The 17994-nt window shown below is 60.4% G+C and carries 14 protein-coding genes and 2 pseudogenes; 14 read left to right on the top strand and 2 right to left on the bottom strand.

Annotated features, from left to right (window positions below; genetic code table 11):
* The first annotated feature begins 8 nt into the window (after positions 1 to 8).
* Complete coding sequence (locus P8L30_08875; protein ID MDG2240302.1) at positions 9 to 2450, top strand: SLBB domain-containing protein; 2442 nt, start codon at positions 9 to 11, stop codon at positions 2448 to 2450.
* Positions 2451 to 2513: 63 nt separating this feature from the next.
* Here P8L30_08875 and P8L30_08870 read toward each other — a convergent pair.
* Both P8L30_08870 and P8L30_08865 read right to left on the bottom strand, forming a co-directional pair.
* Positions 2514 to 2642: pseudogene (locus P8L30_08870) on the bottom strand (IS256 family transposase).
* Positions 2635 to 3197 (bottom strand): annotated as a pseudogene (locus tag P8L30_08865) (transposase). Before P8L30_08865 ends, P8L30_08870 begins: the two co-directional pseudogenes overlap by 8 nt.
* Positions 3198 to 3472: 275 nt before the next feature.
* On the opposite strand from P8L30_08865, the gene P8L30_08860 reads away from it, so the two are divergent.
* From P8L30_08860 to P8L30_08800, 13 genes are all read left to right on the top strand, one after another.
* The gene (locus P8L30_08860) at positions 3473 to 4192 is read left to right on the top strand and encodes a transaldolase (protein ID MDG2240301.1); all 720 of its coding nucleotides are present in this window, start codon (positions 3473 to 3475) and stop codon (positions 4190 to 4192) included.
* 45 nt (positions 4193 to 4237) lie between these two features.
* Positions 4238 to 5296, top strand: coding sequence for a UDP-N-acetylglucosamine 4,6-dehydratase (inverting) (gene pseB, locus P8L30_08855; protein ID MDG2240300.1), 1059 nt, complete (start codon positions 4238 to 4240; stop codon positions 5294 to 5296).
* Positions 5297 to 5371: 75 nt separating this feature from the next.
* The gene (locus P8L30_08850) at positions 5372 to 7225 is read left to right on the top strand and encodes a hypothetical protein (GenBank protein ID MDG2240299.1); all 1854 of its coding nucleotides are present in this window, start codon (positions 5372 to 5374) and stop codon (positions 7223 to 7225) included.
* Positions 7222 to 8181 carry a Gfo/Idh/MocA family oxidoreductase gene (locus tag P8L30_08845; GenBank protein MDG2240298.1) on the top strand — a complete coding sequence of 320 codons (960 nt, stop codon included), beginning with the start codon at positions 7222 to 7224 and terminating at the stop codon, positions 8179 to 8181. Before P8L30_08850 ends, P8L30_08845 begins: the two co-directional genes overlap by 4 nt.
* Positions 8174 to 9175, top strand: coding sequence for an N-acetylneuraminate synthase family protein (locus P8L30_08840; protein ID MDG2240297.1), 1002 nt, complete (start codon positions 8174 to 8176; stop codon positions 9173 to 9175). The genes P8L30_08845 and P8L30_08840 overlap by 8 nt, the downstream gene beginning before the upstream one ends.
* Positions 9172 to 9957 carry a hypothetical protein gene (locus P8L30_08835; GenBank protein MDG2240296.1) on the top strand — a complete coding sequence of 262 codons (786 nt, stop codon included), beginning with the start codon at positions 9172 to 9174 and terminating at the stop codon, positions 9955 to 9957. Before P8L30_08840 ends, P8L30_08835 begins: the two co-directional genes overlap by 4 nt.
* On the top strand, positions 9954 to 11285 hold the full coding sequence (locus P8L30_08830) for an aminotransferase class III-fold pyridoxal phosphate-dependent enzyme (protein ID MDG2240295.1): 1332 nt from the start codon (positions 9954 to 9956) through the stop codon (positions 11283 to 11285). The genes P8L30_08835 and P8L30_08830 overlap by 4 nt, the downstream gene beginning before the upstream one ends.
* The gene (locus P8L30_08825; GenBank protein ID MDG2240294.1) at positions 11282 to 12142 is read left to right on the top strand and encodes an SDR family oxidoreductase; all 861 of its coding nucleotides are present in this window, start codon (positions 11282 to 11284) and stop codon (positions 12140 to 12142) included. The genes P8L30_08830 and P8L30_08825 overlap by 4 nt, the downstream gene beginning before the upstream one ends.
* Complete coding sequence (locus P8L30_08820; GenBank protein MDG2240293.1) at positions 12139 to 13227, top strand: N-acetylneuraminate synthase family protein; 1089 nt, start codon at positions 12139 to 12141, stop codon at positions 13225 to 13227. Before P8L30_08825 ends, P8L30_08820 begins: the two co-directional genes overlap by 4 nt.
* Complete coding sequence (locus P8L30_08815; protein ID MDG2240292.1) at positions 13209 to 13847, top strand: glycosyltransferase family 2 protein; 639 nt, start codon at positions 13209 to 13211, stop codon at positions 13845 to 13847. The genes P8L30_08820 and P8L30_08815 overlap by 19 nt, the downstream gene beginning before the upstream one ends.
* Complete coding sequence (locus tag P8L30_08810) at positions 13844 to 14392, top strand: GNAT family N-acetyltransferase (protein MDG2240291.1); 549 nt, start codon at positions 13844 to 13846, stop codon at positions 14390 to 14392. The genes P8L30_08815 and P8L30_08810 overlap by 4 nt, the downstream gene beginning before the upstream one ends.
* A complete protein-coding gene (locus P8L30_08805; GenBank protein MDG2240290.1) occupies positions 14389 to 16311 on the top strand; it encodes a hypothetical protein in 1923 nt (640 codons plus the stop codon). Before P8L30_08810 ends, P8L30_08805 begins: the two co-directional genes overlap by 4 nt.
* Complete coding sequence (locus P8L30_08800) at positions 16311 to 17993, top strand: sulfatase-like hydrolase/transferase (protein MDG2240289.1); 1683 nt, start codon at positions 16311 to 16313, stop codon at positions 17991 to 17993. Before P8L30_08805 ends, P8L30_08800 begins: the two co-directional genes overlap by 1 nt.
* Position 17994: the final 1 nt, after the last annotated feature.

Raw genomic sequence — 17994 nt, 5'->3', positions numbered from 1 at the left:
GAGTCGTCATGAATTGGAAGTCACTCCTCGTATCAGCGCTACTCGTTTCCGCAGCTTTCGGGACGCAGGATCTCCGTGCTCAGGATGTCGTCCAGCAGGCCATCCAAGCCCGAGCTGCTGGCCGGCAAGTCAGCACGGAAGAGATCATCGCGGGGCTTCGGGAGTCGGGCCTATCGCGCGCCCAAGTGGCTCAGCGCCTACGGCAGCAGGGCCTCGACCCTGCATTGGCGGACCAGTACTTCGACGTCTTAGAGGGTGGAGCGGACGAGGCTGTGGCGCCCAGCGCCGACTTCCTAGCGGCGCTCGAACAGATGGGGATGGTGTTCGAGGATGCTGGTGCGGAGCTTCTCGACATGGACCTCGAGGCCGATTCTCTTGCGGCGTTGGACATCGCCGAAGACGAAGGCGGCCTCACGGTATTCGGTACGGAGGTCTTCAGCTCAGGGACGACCCGCTTCGACCCGATGCGTATGGGGCCGGTGGACGCGAGCTACCGACTCGGGCCGGACGACCAGCTCCGACTCGTTCTGACGGGGGACGTCGAGCTGGCCTACACGCTCGGGGTGACTCGCGAGGGGTCCATCGTGATCCCGGATGTGGGCCAGGTGTCCGTTAATGGGCGGACGTTGTCCGACCTGGAGGACGTCTTGTATGAACGACTGGGGCGCGTCTACAGCGGCGTCCGCCGCGGCGCCGACGCAACCACGTTCTTTGACGCTTCTTTGGGCCGGCTGCGCACGAACCAGGTCTTCCTCATAGGAGAGGTGGAGGCTCCGGGAGCGTATCAGATCAGCTCTGTGGCGAGCGCCTTCAACGCGCTCCACGCGGCGGGTGGGCCCACTGCCATCGGGTCGTTCCGCGCAGTAGCCGTCCGCCGCGGCGGGGAGACGGTGGCCACCGTAGATCTGTACGACTATCTGCTCAGCGGGGAAGTGTCGGACGACGTTCGTTTGGAGCAGGGCGACGTTGTCTTCGTCCCCCTCGCGGGCCCGCAGGTGCGCATGACAGGGGAGGTGCGCCGCGAGGCGATCTACGAGCTGAAACAAGGAGAGGACATTCGCGACGCGATCGGTTTTGCGGGCGGCCTCACTGCCGCAGGCGATGGAGATCGGATCTTGATCGATCGAGTGATCCCGCCGTCGGAGCGAGTCGGATTGACGCAGCGTAGCGTCGTGGATCTCCGGCTGACCGACCTCCCGGAAGACTCATTGGTCTTGATGCACGATGGCGACTTGGTGGAAGTATTCGCTGTTCGAGAGATGCGTCGCGACCGGGTAACCGTACAAGGACAAGTGTTCAGGCCTGGGGACTACACCTTGTTCTCAGGCATGACCGCATGGGACCTCGTCAGCCGCGCCGGTGGGTTGCTGCCGGACGCGTTTCGGCCTGTCGTCCACATCTCGAGACTGAACCAGGCGGATTCCACGCGGACTCTCGTGCAGATGGCGTTCGGTGACGAGGAGGCCGGTGCCCCGGTAGAGAACCAGGAGCTCGTGGATCAGGACATCCTCATGGTCTTCGGCTCGTCGGAGCTGCGGGTCCTCGAGACCGTGTCGATTGTCGGATTGGTCAAGAATCCAGACAGCTACGATCTGGCGCGTGGCATGACGGCCGAAGACCTCATCCTGTTGGCGGGTGGTTTTGCGGAAGGGGCCAATGGGCTCAAGGTCGAAGTCGTGAGGCCGCTCCCCGGTCTCGTTCGGGGTGATACGATCAGCGTGACCCACACTCTAAGCCTGGCCGGAAGTGTGCCGTGGCCCCTGGCTGAAGCGCCCGTTCCGGAGGGCCCCGTAGCCTCTGAATTCTCTCTCATGGACGGAGACCGAGTCTTTGTGAGGCAGATGGAGGGGTACGTAAGATTCGAGGCGGCCACCGTAGCCGGGGAGGTCGCGCGCCCTGGAGCCTACGGGTTCCGGACGCGGAGTGATCGCGTGGCGGACTTCTTGGCGCTTGCGGGTGGGTTTACGCCCGAGGCGTACCCTCCCGGTGCCCGTCTCGTGCGGGACAGTGTATTGGTGGGGTTGGACCTGGAGCGGGCTCTTGCGTCTCCTTTTGGAGAAGAGAACCTGATTCTTCTGCCTGGTGATCAGCTCGAGATCCCGCAGTATGATGGGACTGTGCTGGTTACGGGAGAAGTACGCGTCGAATCGCGGGTGCCCTTCGGGCCGGGCCTGAGCCTTGGGGACTATCTGGAGCGGGCCGGTGGTCTGGGGGATGACGGCGACCGGGGGAAGGCTTACGTCGAGTATGCAAACGGATGGCGAGATGTTAGCAGCAAGTTCCTCTTCTTCCGGAGTGATCCCGCCGTGCAGCCGGGCAGCACGATCGTTATTCCGCGGAAGGGCGATGAAGAGAGCTTCAGGGTGGATGAGTTCCTGACTCGGACATTGTCGATCATGGGAACGTTGGCGACGGTGGCGATCGCGGCGAAGCAGCTTGGGGGGGCCTAGGCGTGGAGGTCAAGTCCCGATGAGTGTGTAAAAGCGTTTTGAGGCGCTCCTGGGTGATTTCGGTTAGGCTGCCTTGGCGAGCTCCTTGGGGTCGAGGAAAGAGAGGTCGAGGTATCGGCGGTCGCCCCAGAGTTCGGTGGTCCTGAGAGTGGCAGCGGTGATGAGCCGAAGCGCGCTGGCGCCGTCGTTTGGGCCTTTTCCGCTTCAACGTAAGGCCTTCTTCGCGGTACAGACGCTCGATGAGCTTCCGATTCACCGGCCAGCCCTCGCGGCGTAGCAAGATGTGCAGTCGCACGGTACCCATAGCTCACCCGAACCGCCGCCAACTCCCGCAAACGAGCCCGTAGCGGCTCCCTGGGCGCCTGCACGCTTTGGTACCGCACCGTTAGCGGGCAGCGCCCAGTGCTCTGCAGGCCCGACGCTCTGGCAGCCGGTAGGCCCTCCGTGCCCACGCTACCGCCGCCCTTCGCTGCGCCGGGCTCACCACTTTTTTTTGAGCACCTCTTGGAGGATGGTCTTGTCCAGCGACAAGTCCGCGACCAGCGTCTTCAGGCGCCGATTCTCCTCACGGATCGCCTTCAGCTCCCGCAGCTCCGAGACACCCAGCCCGCCGTACTTCTTCTTCCACCGGTAGTAGGTCTGCTCGCTGATCCCGAGCTTACGCACGATCTCAGCGACAGGCGTACCGATCTCGCCTTGGCGTAGCGCCATTGCGATCTGTTCCTCCGTAAATCTCGACTTCCGCATCGGGCCCTTTTCCCGCTCTTGGCAGGCTTTTCTCGGCCCCCAATCTAACTCGCCTAAATGTTAGTCGCCCTCGACCAAGATTCGGGGGTTGGAGCAAGTAGATGCCGCCCCGGAAAGACCTTTACAGCAGGATTCTCGGAACCGGAAAGTCTTTGAGGCCAACGTAACCCGCATCTCGGACCTTCCATCCCGAACCATAAATGTCTAATCTCCCCAGCGTTCGTAGCCGCGGCCTGCCGCGGCCCCCGCCCCTATAATTTTTGGCTTCAGTGCTCATGTCCCTGCTTGATGATCTAAACGTTCAGATTTTTGCCGACGGAGCAGACCTCGCGGGAATGACCGCGATGGCGCGTGATCCCCGGATTTCCGGCTTCACGACCAATCCGACATTGATGCGGAAGGCTGGTGTGCAGGACTACCGGAGTTTCGCCCGCGAGGTCGTGGCTGCGATCCCTGATCGCCCCATCTCGTTCGAGGTCTTTTCGGACGATCTGGGCGAGATGATCGATCAGGGTCGTGAGATCGCCACTTGGGGTGAGAACGTGAATGTCAAAATTCCGGTAACCAACACGGCCGGTGAGTTCACGGGTCGCGTGGTCTCTGACCTTTCAGGGGCTGGGGTGAAGGTGAACGTGACTGCGCTCTTCACTGTTGCGCAGGTCGAGCGGGTGATGGCCTCCCTGCGCGGCGAAAGCGAGGCGTTCATTTCGGTCTTCGCCGGACGGATCGCAGACACGGGTCGCGATCCCTCGCCGATCATGGCGGAAGCGATGACCTGCCTCTCGTCTCGTCCAGGGACCCGGCTGATCTGGGCGAGCCCCCGCGAGCTTTATAACATCTTCCAGGCGGACCAGGTTGGCTGCGACATCATCACGGTCGCTAACAATCTTCTTGAGAAGCTTCCCCTGGTTGGGAAGGATCTTGATCAGTTCTCGCTCGAAACCGTTGAGATGTTCCGCAAGGACGCGGTGGCTGCGGGCTTTTCAATCAATTGACGGGCCAAGCCCTCATCTGTACGCGATACGGAGTCTGAACAACTGATGGAATCTCTAAAGAACGCCAGCATTCTGATCACTGGTGGTACCGGTTCATTTGGTAAGTCGTTTGTCCGCTATGCTCTGGACAACCTGAATCCCACCCGCCTTGTGGTCTTCAGCCGCGATGAACTCAAGCAGTTCGAGATGCGGCAGCAGTTTCCGGAGTCGAAGTATCCGAATCTGCGGTTCTTCATTGGCGACGTCCGGGACAAAGAGCGCCTTTATCGTGCCGTGGACGGTGTTGATGTACTGGTTCACGCTGCGGCCCTCAAGCAGGTACCCGCCTGCGAGTACAATCCGCTTGAGGCGATCAAGACGAACGTGATCGGCGCGGCCAATATCGTGGACGCGGCCATAGACCGGAACGTCAAAAAGGTTCTGGCCCTGAGCACCGACAAGGCTGCCAATCCGGTCAATCTTTACGGAGCCACGAAGCTTTGCTCCGACAAGCTTTTCGTGGCAGCGAACACCTATTCGGGCTTTCACGGCACTCGCTTCTCCGTGGTTCGGTACGGGAACGTGGTCGGCAGCCGGGGCAGCGTGATCCCCTACTTCCTGGCCCAGAAGTCGACAGGAACGTTGACGATCACGGATCCGCGCATGACCCGCTTCCTGATCACGCTCGACCAGGGAGTCAAGTTTGTGATTGACTCCATGATCCGCATGCGTGGTGGAGAGATCTTCGTCCCGAAGATCCCTTCGGTGAAGGTGACGGATCTCGCCCGCGTTGTTGCGCCCGACTGCGAGCAGAAGGTCATCGGTATCCGTCCCGGGGAGAAGCTCCACGAGGTCATGGTGTCCGAGGACGATGCGCGCAACAGCCTGGAGTATGACGATCACTACGTGATCCAGCCGAGCCATCCGTTCTGGGACTCCGATCGCTTCAAGCAGGATCGTGGCGGGAAGCCGTGCGAGGACGGGTTCAGCTATTGCAGCGACAGTAATCCCGATTGGCTGTCGGATGATCAGATCGGTGGGTTGATCGACATGGTCAATACGGGGCCCATGACGACCGACGTGAAGCCGAAGGCGGACGAGCCGTCCTTCTTTTCCGGAGCGTAGTGGCCTCGTCCTGTCGGTCTGCTCCGACCTTGTGAGTAGGGACGCGGCGGCGAATTCACTTTTGGTTGGTTGACCATGCGGATTACGGTAGAGGTCGCAACGCCGGAGTTGGTTAGGATTGCGGAAGCGTGGCGCGCGGAGTCAGGGCAGTCAGATGAGATCGTCGCGCTTGAGCCGGGTGGCGACGCCGACGTTCCAGTCCTTGAGTTTTTTGCCGGTGACGTCGTTGGTCCGGACGGGGAGAGCGTAGCGCTAACGGCATACCGCCAGGCGTCGAGCGTGGCTCTGAGCGTCGTCGACCGAATCCTGACGGGTTCTTCCGAACTGGCTGGCCTCAACCGCGCCCTTGGCAGAGACACGTTACGGCTCTTCCTCGCCAAGCAGGCAGGCGAACCCATCAGGCGGATGCTGGCCAGAATTGCGGTGGCTGAGGGATTGAACCCCGGAGGGCGGGTGGTTGTCTGGGGCCCTCGTCAGTTGCCTGTTGAAGGTTTGGTTCCCGGGATTGATCCAGTACGGCTCCGCTTGGCTGCCCGCGAAGGGGGGATTCGCAAACGGCTCGCCCCGCTCAAGGCCGTGGCCGCCGCGGTCATCCGAACCATGGGACGTCGTGAGCCGGTTTCGGCCCCGAGTCCCGGCGAGCCGCGGCCGTATCGAATTCTGGTGCCACATGAGGACGAAATCGGTCTTGATCCGGCGCTGAGGCGGCAACCGCACTGGATGCCGGGAGAGGACGACTCCGCGCTCTTTGAGGCTCTCATCTACCCTGTCAACCGAGACCTGACTGCCGAGGCGGGCGATCCCGCTCTTGCCGCCGCTGGGATCCGACCCCTTTCACGCGCGAATATTCGCGATCTTCGCAGTCGCCTTCCGGCCGATGCCGCAACCGCCCGTCTGTCGAAGTGGAAGGCCGAGGCGCTGCGATCGGCGGTCCAGGACCCGAGTCCTGCGGGCCGTTGGGCCGCAGGGCTGTCATATCGGCTGTTGTCCCAAGCTGAATCGATTCTGGCGACCGTTGTTGTGATGAATGTGGACGCGATGCTGATATCGGATCCACCTTTAATACAGTCCGACGCGATGGCGGTGGTAGCCGAGTTGAGTGGGTGTCCGGTGACGTGTTATCAGTATTCCAATTTGGCCATGCCTTCGGTCGCGATGATGACGTCAGCTGACCAATTCCTGACATTCCATGATGCGTTCCAACCGCTATGGAGTCCCGTTGGAGTGGGTCCTGAATCGTTCAAGGCGATCGGCTACCCCTTTGACGGAGCATTCTCCGCGGTCGAGGCTAGAACGCGGGACGCAAGGACCGAACTCCGAGAGGCGGGGGCCACCTTCGTCGTTTGTTTGTTTGACGAAAGCGTTCAGGACGACAAGTTCGGCATCTTCTCCGTTTCGAACCATCAGAGTGAGTTGCGTGAGCTTCTTCGGTATCTCTTGGAAGAAGCTGACGTGGGATTGGCGGTCAAGTCTCAGTTCCAGAGTAACACACCCTCCAAGCGCTATCCCGATGACGAGTTGGTCGCGGCGGCGGCGGCGACGGGTCGATTCCTGGAACTGACAACGGGCGACCATCGAAACCTGGTCTATCCCGCGGAAGCCGCGCTGATCAGCGATATCGCAATCGGCAACATCGTCGGCGCTACTGCGTCGCTAGAAGCCGCGCTTGCCGGCCGTCGCAGCCTTCTTCTTGACCAGCATGGGCAGGAACGGCATCGGCGGGAGCTCTACGACAAGGCGGACCTGGTCTATCACTCGATGACGGAAGCAATAGCGGCGATTCGACGACATCGCTCTGGGGATCCTGCAGCTGCGGCACTCGGTGACTGGACCCCGATAATCGACCAATTTGATGCCTTCAGAGACGGACGGTCCGCCGAAAGACTCAGAAGCAGCCTGACCGACTTGATCGAGCGAGAGAAAACATGAAAGCAATCATCGCCGGGCTCGGATCCATCGGGATGCGGCATGCACGCAACCTACGAAGTTTGGGCGTGCAGGATCTGATCGGCTTCGACCCTACTGCCGAACGTCGCTCGCGCTTTGTGGAGGAGTTCGGGACCACGGCCGTTTCCGGTTTTGCTGAGGGGCTGAAGAGCGCCCCGGACCTCGCGGTGATCGCTTCCCCCAATCGGTTTCATGTTGAGCAGGCGATGCTCTGCGCCGAAGCTGGTTGCCACCTTTTCGTTGAGAAGCCACTAGGGACCACCCTGAAGGGAATAGACGGCCTCAAGCGCGTGGTGTCAGAGAAGGGTCTTTTTGCCCATGTGGGCTCCAACTTCAAGTTCCACCCGGCCCTCCTGAAGATGCAGGAATTGATTCAGTCTGGAGCTCTCGGTCGGATTACCGGTGCCCAGATTTTGGCGGGCCAGTGGCTGCCCGGCTGGCACCCATGGGAAGACTATCGGAAGGTCTACTCTGCGCGGAGCGATCTTGGTGGGGGTATCGTCTTCGACACCCACGAATTTGACTACCTGACCTGGCTATTGGGCCCTGCAGAACAGATCTCTGGATTCACAACCAATTCGGGGGCACTCGAAATCGACACCGAGGATGTCGCCGCGGCGTGTTTGGTGTTTTCGAGCGGGGTGATTGCCACCATCCAAGTGGACTACATTCAACGCGCCTACCGCAGGCGGTATCACATTTCCGGCGATTCAGGGACGATCGAGTGGGACTTCGCTAAAGGGTTGCTCGATTTTTACTCCATTGAGTCCGACGAAACCGTGACCTTCGACGTTAGCGAAGAGGTGAATGAGATGTATCTTCGCCAGATGGAGCATGTGCTCGAAGGTACCCGAACGGACATTGCTCCCATGACTTCCCTGGACCAGGCGGCGCACGTGCTGGACCTACAAATTCGACTCAGGAAGAACCGTGTCTGACCTCAGGATCATAGCCGAAGCGGCACAGGGTTATCTGCCGCTTACCGCCGACCGAGGCTCGCTCGAGACGGCACTGCTCATGACTCGGGCGGCCGCGGTAGCGGGCGCTGACGCGATCAAGTTTCAGATCGTCTACGTGGAGGAGCTGGCTTATCCCGGCAACGTGCACTTCGATATTTTCCGGCGCCTGGAAATGCCGACGGAAGATTGGCAGACCGTCCGGGACTATGCCAAGGGTTCGGGACTTGAGTTCATCGCGGATGTTTTCGGGCCGCGGTCACTTGAGGTGGGCCGCAGTATTGAGGCTGACGGCTACAAGATTCACTCGACCATCTTTTTTGATCACCCGTTTGTTTCCGAAGTCCTGGCTCAGGGAAAGGAGGTGTTCGTTTCACTAGGTGGAATCGAGGCGACTGAAGTTGCTAATTTCATTGAGCGACACGGGATTGGGCCGGATTCCAAGGTCACGCTCCTGTATGGCTTCCAGGCGGAGCCAACGCCCATGGAGCGGAATCATCTCGGCAGGATCCCGTCGTGGATCGCACATACCGGCCTTCCGCTCGGGTTCATGGATCACTCGGATGGCGATGGCGCCGATACAGTCAACCTTTCAGTCCTTGCCATGGGGATGGGTGTTCGGATTTTCGAGAAACATATTACGCTGGACCGTATCCTCGAGCTTGAGGACTATGTTTCTGCGCTGCCCCCGGGAGCATTTGCCGAGTACGCCCAGGCGCTTCGCCGACTGGAATCAGCCGTGGGGGATTCCACTCTTGATCTGACGGAGCCGGAGCGGGCCTACCGCGAGAAGGCGATCAAGCGATGTGTGGCCAGTCATGACATGTCTGCTGGCACCGTGGTTACGGCGGAGGCGTTTTCCATGATTCGGCCGGACAAGCCGGTGGGGGAGTTTGACCCGAGTGCGGTTCTTGGGCGCGAGTTGGCCCGGGACATGGTGAAGGGTGAGCCGATTTCAAAGGGAGACTTGAAGTGAGCGAACGCCGACTGGTTGCCGTCCTCGCATGCCGAGCGGGCGGGTCGCGCCTCTATGGAAAGCCCCTGCAGAACCTGGCCCCGGACGTCAGCATTCTGGATCATGTGATCAAGGCATGTCTGGCGGCCCCGGAGATCGATGAGGTTGTTCTCGGTATCTCCGAAGGCCAGGAGAATCAGACCTTCGTTGATGTGGCTCATCGTCACGGTATCGGCTACATCTTCGGCGATCAGAAAGACGTTCTGATGCGGCTGGTTCAATGTGGACGGGCGGGCTCGGGATCAGATGTCTTTCGGATCACGACGGAGTGTCCATTCACGGCCTGGGAGTTTCTGGGCCAGGCCTGGGCCCGGCATGTCGCTCAGGAGAATGACATTACGGCGACGGAGTACATGCCGGAGGGCGTGAATTTTGAGATTCTGTCGCTTGCTGCCCTGGAACGGTCCCATCGGGATGGCATCGACGCAGAGCGCTCGGAGTTCTGTACCGCCTATCCGCGTCGCAAACCCGAGCTTTTTCGGATTGAGGTGATGACGCCTCCAGAAGCCTATCACCGACCCGACGTCCGGCTTACCGTGGATTATCCTGAAGATCTGATCCTTTGCCGTCGAATCTGGGAGGCACTGGGCGATCGAGCACCGCACATTCCCATTCGTGACGTGCTCAAATGGGTCGACGAAAACCCCGACAGTCATGCGCTAGTTTCGGAATTCGTGGATGAGACGGCCATCTGGGATCATGTGGCCCAATCGGCGAGCGTTCCCCTGGAGCAGGTGTCATGAAGACGGCGATCGCAGATGTGACGCGTTCACTCGCGATGCAGGAGCGCGCCCGGGCGTCCATTCCGGGTGTGACGCAGCTGCTTTCCAAACGGCCGGACCAGTTTTCTGCCGGGGTGTGGCCGGGGTATTTCGAGCGAGCGGCAGGGTCGCAAGTCTGGGACCTAGACGGCAACGTCTATCGCGACATGAGCATCTCTGGAATTGGGGCGAATGTTCTGGGATATGCCGATGCCGAAGTTGACGCGGCGGTGATCGAGGCCATCCAGCGTGGCGTGTCGTCGTCGTTGAATTGCCCCGAAGAGGTAGAACTCGCCGAGCTTCTAACGGATATCCACCCTTGGGCGACGAACGCCCGGTTCGCCCGCACCGGCGGAGAGGCCATGACCCTGGCTGTGCGCCTGGCGCGCGCGACCACCGGGCGCGATCTAGTTGCGATCTGCGGATATCACGGATGGCACGACTGGTACCTGGCCGCAAACCTGGGGGATCTCGACGCCCTGGACGGTCAGCTGCTTCCCGGGTTGGATCCGGCCGGCGTTCCTCGCTCACTGAAAGACTCGGCCCTGACCTTCCGTTACAACCGCCTAGATCAGATTCAGGCGATTGTTGCCGAGCATGGCTCCCGCCTGGCTGCCATCGTCATGGAGCCCCAGCGCGATGCACCTCCGGCCGAGGACTTCCTGAGCGGATGCAGAGAATTGGCATCCCAGTCAGGGGCGGTGCTGATCTTCGATGAGATCTCCTCAGGTCTTCGAATCAACACCGGAGGAATTCATCTCACTTTTGGTGTTGAGCCCGATGTAGCCGTTTTTTCAAAGGCGCTCGGGAACGGCTATGCGATCGCGGCGGTCATTGGCATTCATGCGGTGATGCAGGCCGCACAGAAGACGTTCATCAGCAGCACCAACTGGACGGAACGGGTGGGGCCGGTGGCAGCACTGGCCACGCTGCGAAAGCATGCACGGGTTGATGCTGGGGCACGGCTCAACCAGCTCGGTCTGGATGTCCAAGCGGGGTGGCGCGCGGCTGCGGCCGATGCCGGCCTGCCGATCCAAGTGGGTGGCATGCCGCCGCTTTCGAAATTCGGCTTCGACGCGGGCGATCCCCTCGAGATGAAGGCGCTCTTTGTGCAGAAAATGCTCGACCGGGGTTTCCTTGCCAGTACCCTCTACTACGCCATGTACGCCCACGCCGACGAGGACGTGGCCCTCTATTTGGAAGCTGTTGCGGAGGTGTTTGGCGAAATGAAGCAGTTGGTCGAATCCGATGGTGTCCGGGGCGCTCTTCGAGGCGCGCCGTCAGTAGCTGGTTTTGCGAGGCTTTCGTGAGTCTTCCAGGGAAGGTGCTCGTAACCGGCGGGACGGGTTTGCTGGGCAGTCGCCTGTCGCCCTGGCTCAAAGAGCGTGGGTGGGACGTGGTCGTGCAGGGAAGAGAACATGGAGGGGACGTTCAGTGTGATCTGACGGATGCGTCGGCGGTACAGCGCCTGGTCGGGGAAGTCCGCCCTGCTGCGGTGGTGCAGCTGGTGAGTCTCACGAATGTGGACCTCTGTGAGAGGGACCCACACCTGGCTTATCTGGTCAACGTGAGGTCCGTCGAGAATATCGTCGCTGCCATGGATCAGATCGCTGATGCACATCTCGTCCACATCTCTACCGACCACATCTATGACGCCCCCGGCGCGAACCGCGAGGACGCGCTTATGTTGCGGAACACCTACGGTCTCACGAAGCTGTGGGCTGAACGGATTGCGATGGATAAGCCTGCCACTGTCTTGAGGACTAACTTCTTCGGGCGCAGTCACTTGGACTGGAGAGGCAGCTTCTCAGACTGGGTCGCCAAGGCGATGACCGATCCGGAAAGCGTGACGCTTCTCACCGACGTCATGTTCAGCCCCTTGTCCATTGAGACGCTATCTGATGTGATTACCAGATCGCTCAGCGTCCGGCCGGCGGGCATTTTCAACGCCGGGAGTCGCGAAGGATTGAGCAAACGTGACTTTGCGCACCTAGTTGCAAAGACACTTGGGGGCAGTATGGAAGGCGCCAAAGACGGTCGTCAAAGCGACCTCACGCTTGATGCAGCACGCCCGGCCGCGATGATGATGGACAGCTCGAAACTCGAAGCTGCTCTTGGAATAACGCTGCCCACCCTGACCGAAGAAATCGAAACGGCAGAGCTATGACAGACAAGAAGCACGACACGAGGACCTTCCAGATCGGACAGGATCGGGTTGGACCCGATCAGCCGACCTATTTTATTGCCGATGTTGCTGCCAATCATGATGGCGACCTGACTCGCGCCCGCGACCTGATTCATCTGGCCGCCGAGGCAGGGGCTGATGCTGCCAAATTTCAGCATTTCTCGGCATCTACTATCGTCAGTGATAGAGGGTTCAAGGACCTGGGGGGGCAGTTGGACCATCAGGCGAGTTGGAAGAAATCGGTCTTCGAGGTCTATGAGGACGCATCCATAGATCCGAACTGGACCGAGGTTCTCAAAGAAACCTGTGATACCGCTGGGATTACATTCTTCACCAGCCCGTACTCGTTCGATCTGGTGGACGAGGTTGATCGGTTCGTACCGGCGTACAAGGTCGGATCGGGTGACATCACCTGGACCGATATCATTCGGTACATGGCGGCCAAAGGAAAGCCGATGCTGATCGCGTCGGGGGCAGCCACTACCGACGATGTAGTGCGGGCGGTCGACGCCGCGCTGGAGTTCACGTCAGACGTCTGCCTGATGCAGTGCAACACCAACTACACTGGCAGCCACGAGAATTTCCGGCATATCCATCTTCGGGTCCTTGAGACATTCCGAGCCATGTACCCCAACGTTCTGCTGGGGTTGAGTGACCATACCCCCGGGCATGCCACGGTCCTGGGCGCGGTTTCCCTTGGAGCGCGTATCGTCGAGAAACACTTCACAGACGATTGCGAACGAGTCGGGCCGGATCACGGCTTCTCGCTCGATCCGTCAGCATGGTGCGAGATGGTCGATCGAACCAGAGAACTGGAGTTGGCCCTTGGGTCAGGCGCAAAGCGCATTGCCGAGAACGAGATACAGACGGTAGTGGTCCAGCGACGAGCGATTCGAGCGCGTCGGGAGATCGGAGAAGGGACCATCGTGACAGCGGACGATCTGGAGGTCCTTCGTCCCTGTCCGGCGGATGGCCTGCCACCCCATCGAATGGATGAGGTTGTGGGACGTGTGAGTACGAGAACGGTGCAACCCGGGGAGCACATTCGGTGGATCGATCTCAAGTAGCAGTGGTCATCCCCGCATTCAATGAATGCGAGACGATCCGCGCCGTAGTTCGCTCCGTGGAGCAGTACGGCATCCCGATCGTTGTGGACGACGCCTCCTCAGACGGCACCGGCGCAGAGGCCGCGGCCGCGGGGGCGACTGTCGTGCGGCTGGAGTCGAACGGCGGATATGACAAGGCGCTCGATGCCGGCTTTGCCCAGGCCAATGGCATGGGGATGTCGGCTGTGGTGACGCTTGACGGTGACGGGCAGCATGATCCGGACTCAATCGGCTCGTTTTTGTCCGAATTGGCGGGCGGCGCCGACCTGGTAGTCGGTATTCGGCCCTATAAGGCACGAATGGCCGAAGGCCTTTTCGGGCTCGTGACCCGCGCCCGCTACGGACTTTTAGACCCGCTCTGTGGGCTCAAGGCCTATCGGATCGAGTTGTATCAATCGCTTGGGCATTTCGATCGCCGCGATTCAGTCGGAACAGAGCTGATGTTCCACGGGCTCCGGAACGGCTTTCGTGTTCGACAGCTTCCGATCCCACTCCGGCCGCGAGAAGGTGAATCCAGATTCGGACAGAGCTTCCGGGGGAATTTGAAGATCCTGCGGGCCATCATGAACATGTGGCGATGAGTGGGGCGGCGGCGATGATCGATCTGGGGGACGGCGCATTCCTTCGCCCTATGGTCGTCGGTGATGTTACAGAGGCGTACGTCGAAGGCCTCAACGATCCGTTAGTGAATCGTTTCCTTGTGGGGCCGCGAAGTGCCAGACAATCGATGGAGACGGTGCAGAGCTTCGTTCGGATGAACTCTTCCGACCTGAATTCGACACTCTTTGGCTTCTTCCTCAATGGGGTCCTGCGTGGGACGGTCCGGGTCCACCGTCAGGAGGACGGGCGCCACTACTTGGGGCTTGCGATCTTCGACCGGTCGATTTGGGGGCAGGGTTGGGGTGGCCGTCTGGTTTCAGGCGTCACCGATCATGCGCTATCCGAAATGGGCCTGGGTCAGATTTTTGCTGTCATCGAGGAGGAGAACCTCGGTTCACAGAAGGCCTTTGAACGCGCAGGTTACCAACGGCAGCCCACGGACGACGTGGTCAGCAATGAAGTCCAGAAGCAGATGTGGAAGAAGGAACTGACTTCCGATGATCAAGCAAAGACGGAGAACGCATGACCAAGTTTAGAATCCTTCACGGTCCGGGGACCAGTTCAATACCTCCGACCGCTGGGCTGACAACGATATCGGCGACGGGAGATCTTCGGGTCGAGGCGGGTCCGCAGGCCCGACTATTCGAATTCAGCGACGGCCTGAAGATCCTTGCGGTTGGGACCCTGGTGGGCCGCCGCACGGAATCCGGCCGCCTTGTTTCGATCGAATCCCAGAGGGCTTTCCTTTCGGGTCTCGTCCGCGACCTGCCTCCCGCTCGATGGGCGGGACAGATCGAGGGTGACCTCGTCCTCTGTGCCATCAAAGCCGACGGAGTGGTGACTCTTTCGGGAGACCGCTTCTTCAAGCGAGACGTTTATCTCCAGCAAGGCAAGGGCATCGTCTGCCTCGCATCGGACTTGGACCTGCTCCCGACCAACCCTGCAGCGTCTGGTTACGATCAGTCGGCCCTTGCGCACACTCTGACCTACTACGGGCACCGGCCGCCCAAGAAGCACACGATCTACAATTCGGTGCGCCGCCTGAGCCCGGGGGACATCGCTTCCGTCGACCAGGACGGGCTGCATGTAGCGAACACGCCGTTCGACCCGGTTCCAACGCGTGAGTATACCGAGGAGGATCATGGTCGATACTATGAAGCCTTCCTGGACTACTTAGCGACGGCCGGATCTGGGGGTGGCAACGCGTTGTTCCTTTCCTCAGGTTGGGATTCGACTTCAATTCTGGCCGGGTTAGTCAAGGTCTTCGGGCCGCGAAAGGTGACAGGCGTCATCGGCCGGATGACGTATTCAGAGCGGTCCGGCAATTGCAATCGGTTTGAGATCGAACGGGCGGCGGCCATCGCCGAATACTACGGGGTCCGGCTCCATCATGTGGATCTTGACTACGTCGACTCGGGTCCGGATTGGATCGAACGGGTGCAGGGGCTTTTCAAGGCTCACAACATCCAGAGTCAAACCGGACTGAACCATGCGCGGCTCGCACATGGTGCGTCCGAAGTAGCCGGTGACCTGCCGCTCTTCGCCGGAGAGATTTCTGATGGTGCGCACAATCTTGGCTTCAGCCAGTATGTCACGATGTTCCACCCCACTCAGGGGTTCCGCGAGTACAGCGACAAGATGGCCGCCTATCTTTTCGGGCCGACGTTCACTCGCGAACTGCTGGCTGACCGACACAGCGATGACCACGTCTTCAATTTGTTCATGTCCCAGGCCGGGGACACTCTGTTCGACCAGCCCGCGGAAGGACGTGGCGGGAGGATGCGCCAGCAATTCGTCAGCTTCTTTTTGCGGAACGGAAGACGGCCGCTCTGGTCCGGTCGCAACATCAAAATGCTGACTGGAGCCGGCCTGGACTCCTATACCGAGGAGATGGCGTCGACATATTTCCAGGGTGTCGAGGACTCCGATCCGGACACGCTCTACTCCTGGTATCTGAACCTTTACAACTCCTTCCACTGGCAGGGTTCGACGGTCATTACGATCCAGAAGATGGCGGATCATTTCGGGATGCCGGCCCACAATCCCTACTGGGATGGCGGGCTCCAGGATTTCTTCTGGAGCATGCCGGAATCGTGGGGCAGGGGCTTGGACCTCAAGCCCACCAAGTACCCGCTGAAGAGAATGATGGAAGAGAAGCTGGACTTCCCCATGCATCTGCAGAAGGGGCCTCACTCCTACACTTATGACGTGGACCCCGACTTCAATCACAACTTTGAGTTGATGCACTATTCGCGTCTCAAGGAGCTTGCCGTCCCGACACTTCAAAAGAAGGAGTATCACGACCTGCTCTCACCCGAAGTCTTCGATCTGGAGTATCTGGATGGAGTTGTCGACGCCTATGTCCGAGGCGAAGAGCAGCGAGGCGCCCAGTTGCACGACCTGGTCTCGATCTGGCTGATGAGTCAGAGCGGATGGTATCGCTGATGTCACTCAAATCTCGCCTGAAAGAGTTCTACGAAACCTGGCTCGAGCCGCCGGGGTTGCGGGAGCTTCGCACACGACCTCCAGAGCAGGGGCTCCAGAAGTTCTGGAACGGTGGAGATGTGCCGCTCCCGCCCCATGAGGCGGCCTTTGCTCAACGTGCAGGCCTTGAGGGGCGATCCATCACCCGGCGCGACGAGACGCGACCCTGTCTCCTGATCAAATCGAACGCGACCCTACCTGTAGTGGACGGGGCCGGTGCCCGGTTCGTTCAGATCGGCCTGATGGCAGATGCCTGGCGCCCCGACTCGACTGTCCGGCTGTCAGCGGGTGGCGTCGAGGTCCGACATTCTCGGTTGAAGCCCGGCCGATGGCTGGATGTTCGCCTGGAATTGCCCGCTGGGGGCGCGACCGAATTGGAGGTTGCCTCCGATCAACCGCTCTGGGTCTCGGTGCCCCGTACTGTCCACGCGGCGGCCGGCGGCGCTCCGCGCCACGTCGTGGTTCTGGTGCTGGATGGGATGGCGCGAAGGGTGGTTGAAGCCATGGAGGCTGCGTCACCGGATGGGCCGATTACTCCGAACATTGAGCGATTCTTTGCCGAGGGTTATCACGCCCCACTCGGGTTCTCGGCGTCTGACTGGACGTTCCCGACGACCTCGAGCTTCTTCACTGGCCAACTGCCCAGTCAGCACGGAATGGTGCACCCCAGACTCGAGATGCATCACCGGACAGACCGCCCACTTCTTGCCGAACGGTTTCAGGAGGCGGGCTACCACACGCTTCTGATGTCCTGCGGCAATAGGCTTACGCCGGCGTTTGACGTACATCGCGGGGTCGACCGCTTCCTCTATCATTGGCCGTACGAAGGCAGGACGACGTTCGACTATCGCCCCGAGACTTGGATCTCGGAGATCCTGGGGCATCTCGCGTCTCACCGAGACGACCGGACCTTCAGCTACATCCATTTTCCCGACACGCATCCGGCCTGGAACCTCCCCCCGCTGACCCGGGCCTTCAATCTTGGGCGTTCAGGACATTCAAGCGGCCACGATCTGGACCACCTGGAGAGCGGATCCACCTCTAGAGAGCAGGGGCTTCAGCTCCTTCGACTTCGCCTGCGCGAACTGGATCGTCTTCTTGGCGGGCTCTTCGACTGGATTGACCGCGAGTTGGCCGATGACACGCTGGTCGTTCTCACGGCCGATCACGGCTCGCCCTGGCTCGGTTTCCCCGACCCACTTACGGGTCCGAAAATCAACCTGAGCGAGTTCCGCACGGGAATCGAGTTCCGGATGCGCGGCGCCGGGGTCCCCCAGAAGGTGGAGGAGCGAGTGGTCTGCCCAAACCTTGATCTACTCCCGACGCTGTCGGGGCTGATGGGTTGGGCTGGGTCCGACGATTGGGACGGGGTCGATCTGCTCGACCCATCGGCGAATCGTGAGTACTGCATTACGGAATGCCTCTACAGGACTGAATACGAGATCGCGGTGAATGACGCCAAGGGTCAGTGGATTGAGAAGTACCCACTGGACGAGGAGGCCAACCGTGTGACCGGGCCGGCTTTCTGGAAAGGCTGGTTCCCCGTTGGGTCCATGAGTTTTGGGGAACCCCTTATGGATCACGACCCCAACCGGGAGGCGATAGTCCAGCAGCATCTGTCATCCCGGGGGATTCTGGCTTGAC

It is taken from the genome of Longimicrobiales bacterium (assembly GCA_029245345.1).
Lineage (GTDB): Bacteria > Gemmatimonadota > Gemmatimonadetes > Longimicrobiales > Gaopeijiaceae > CALFPJ01.
This window is presented reverse-complemented; position numbering and strand designations above follow the sequence as displayed.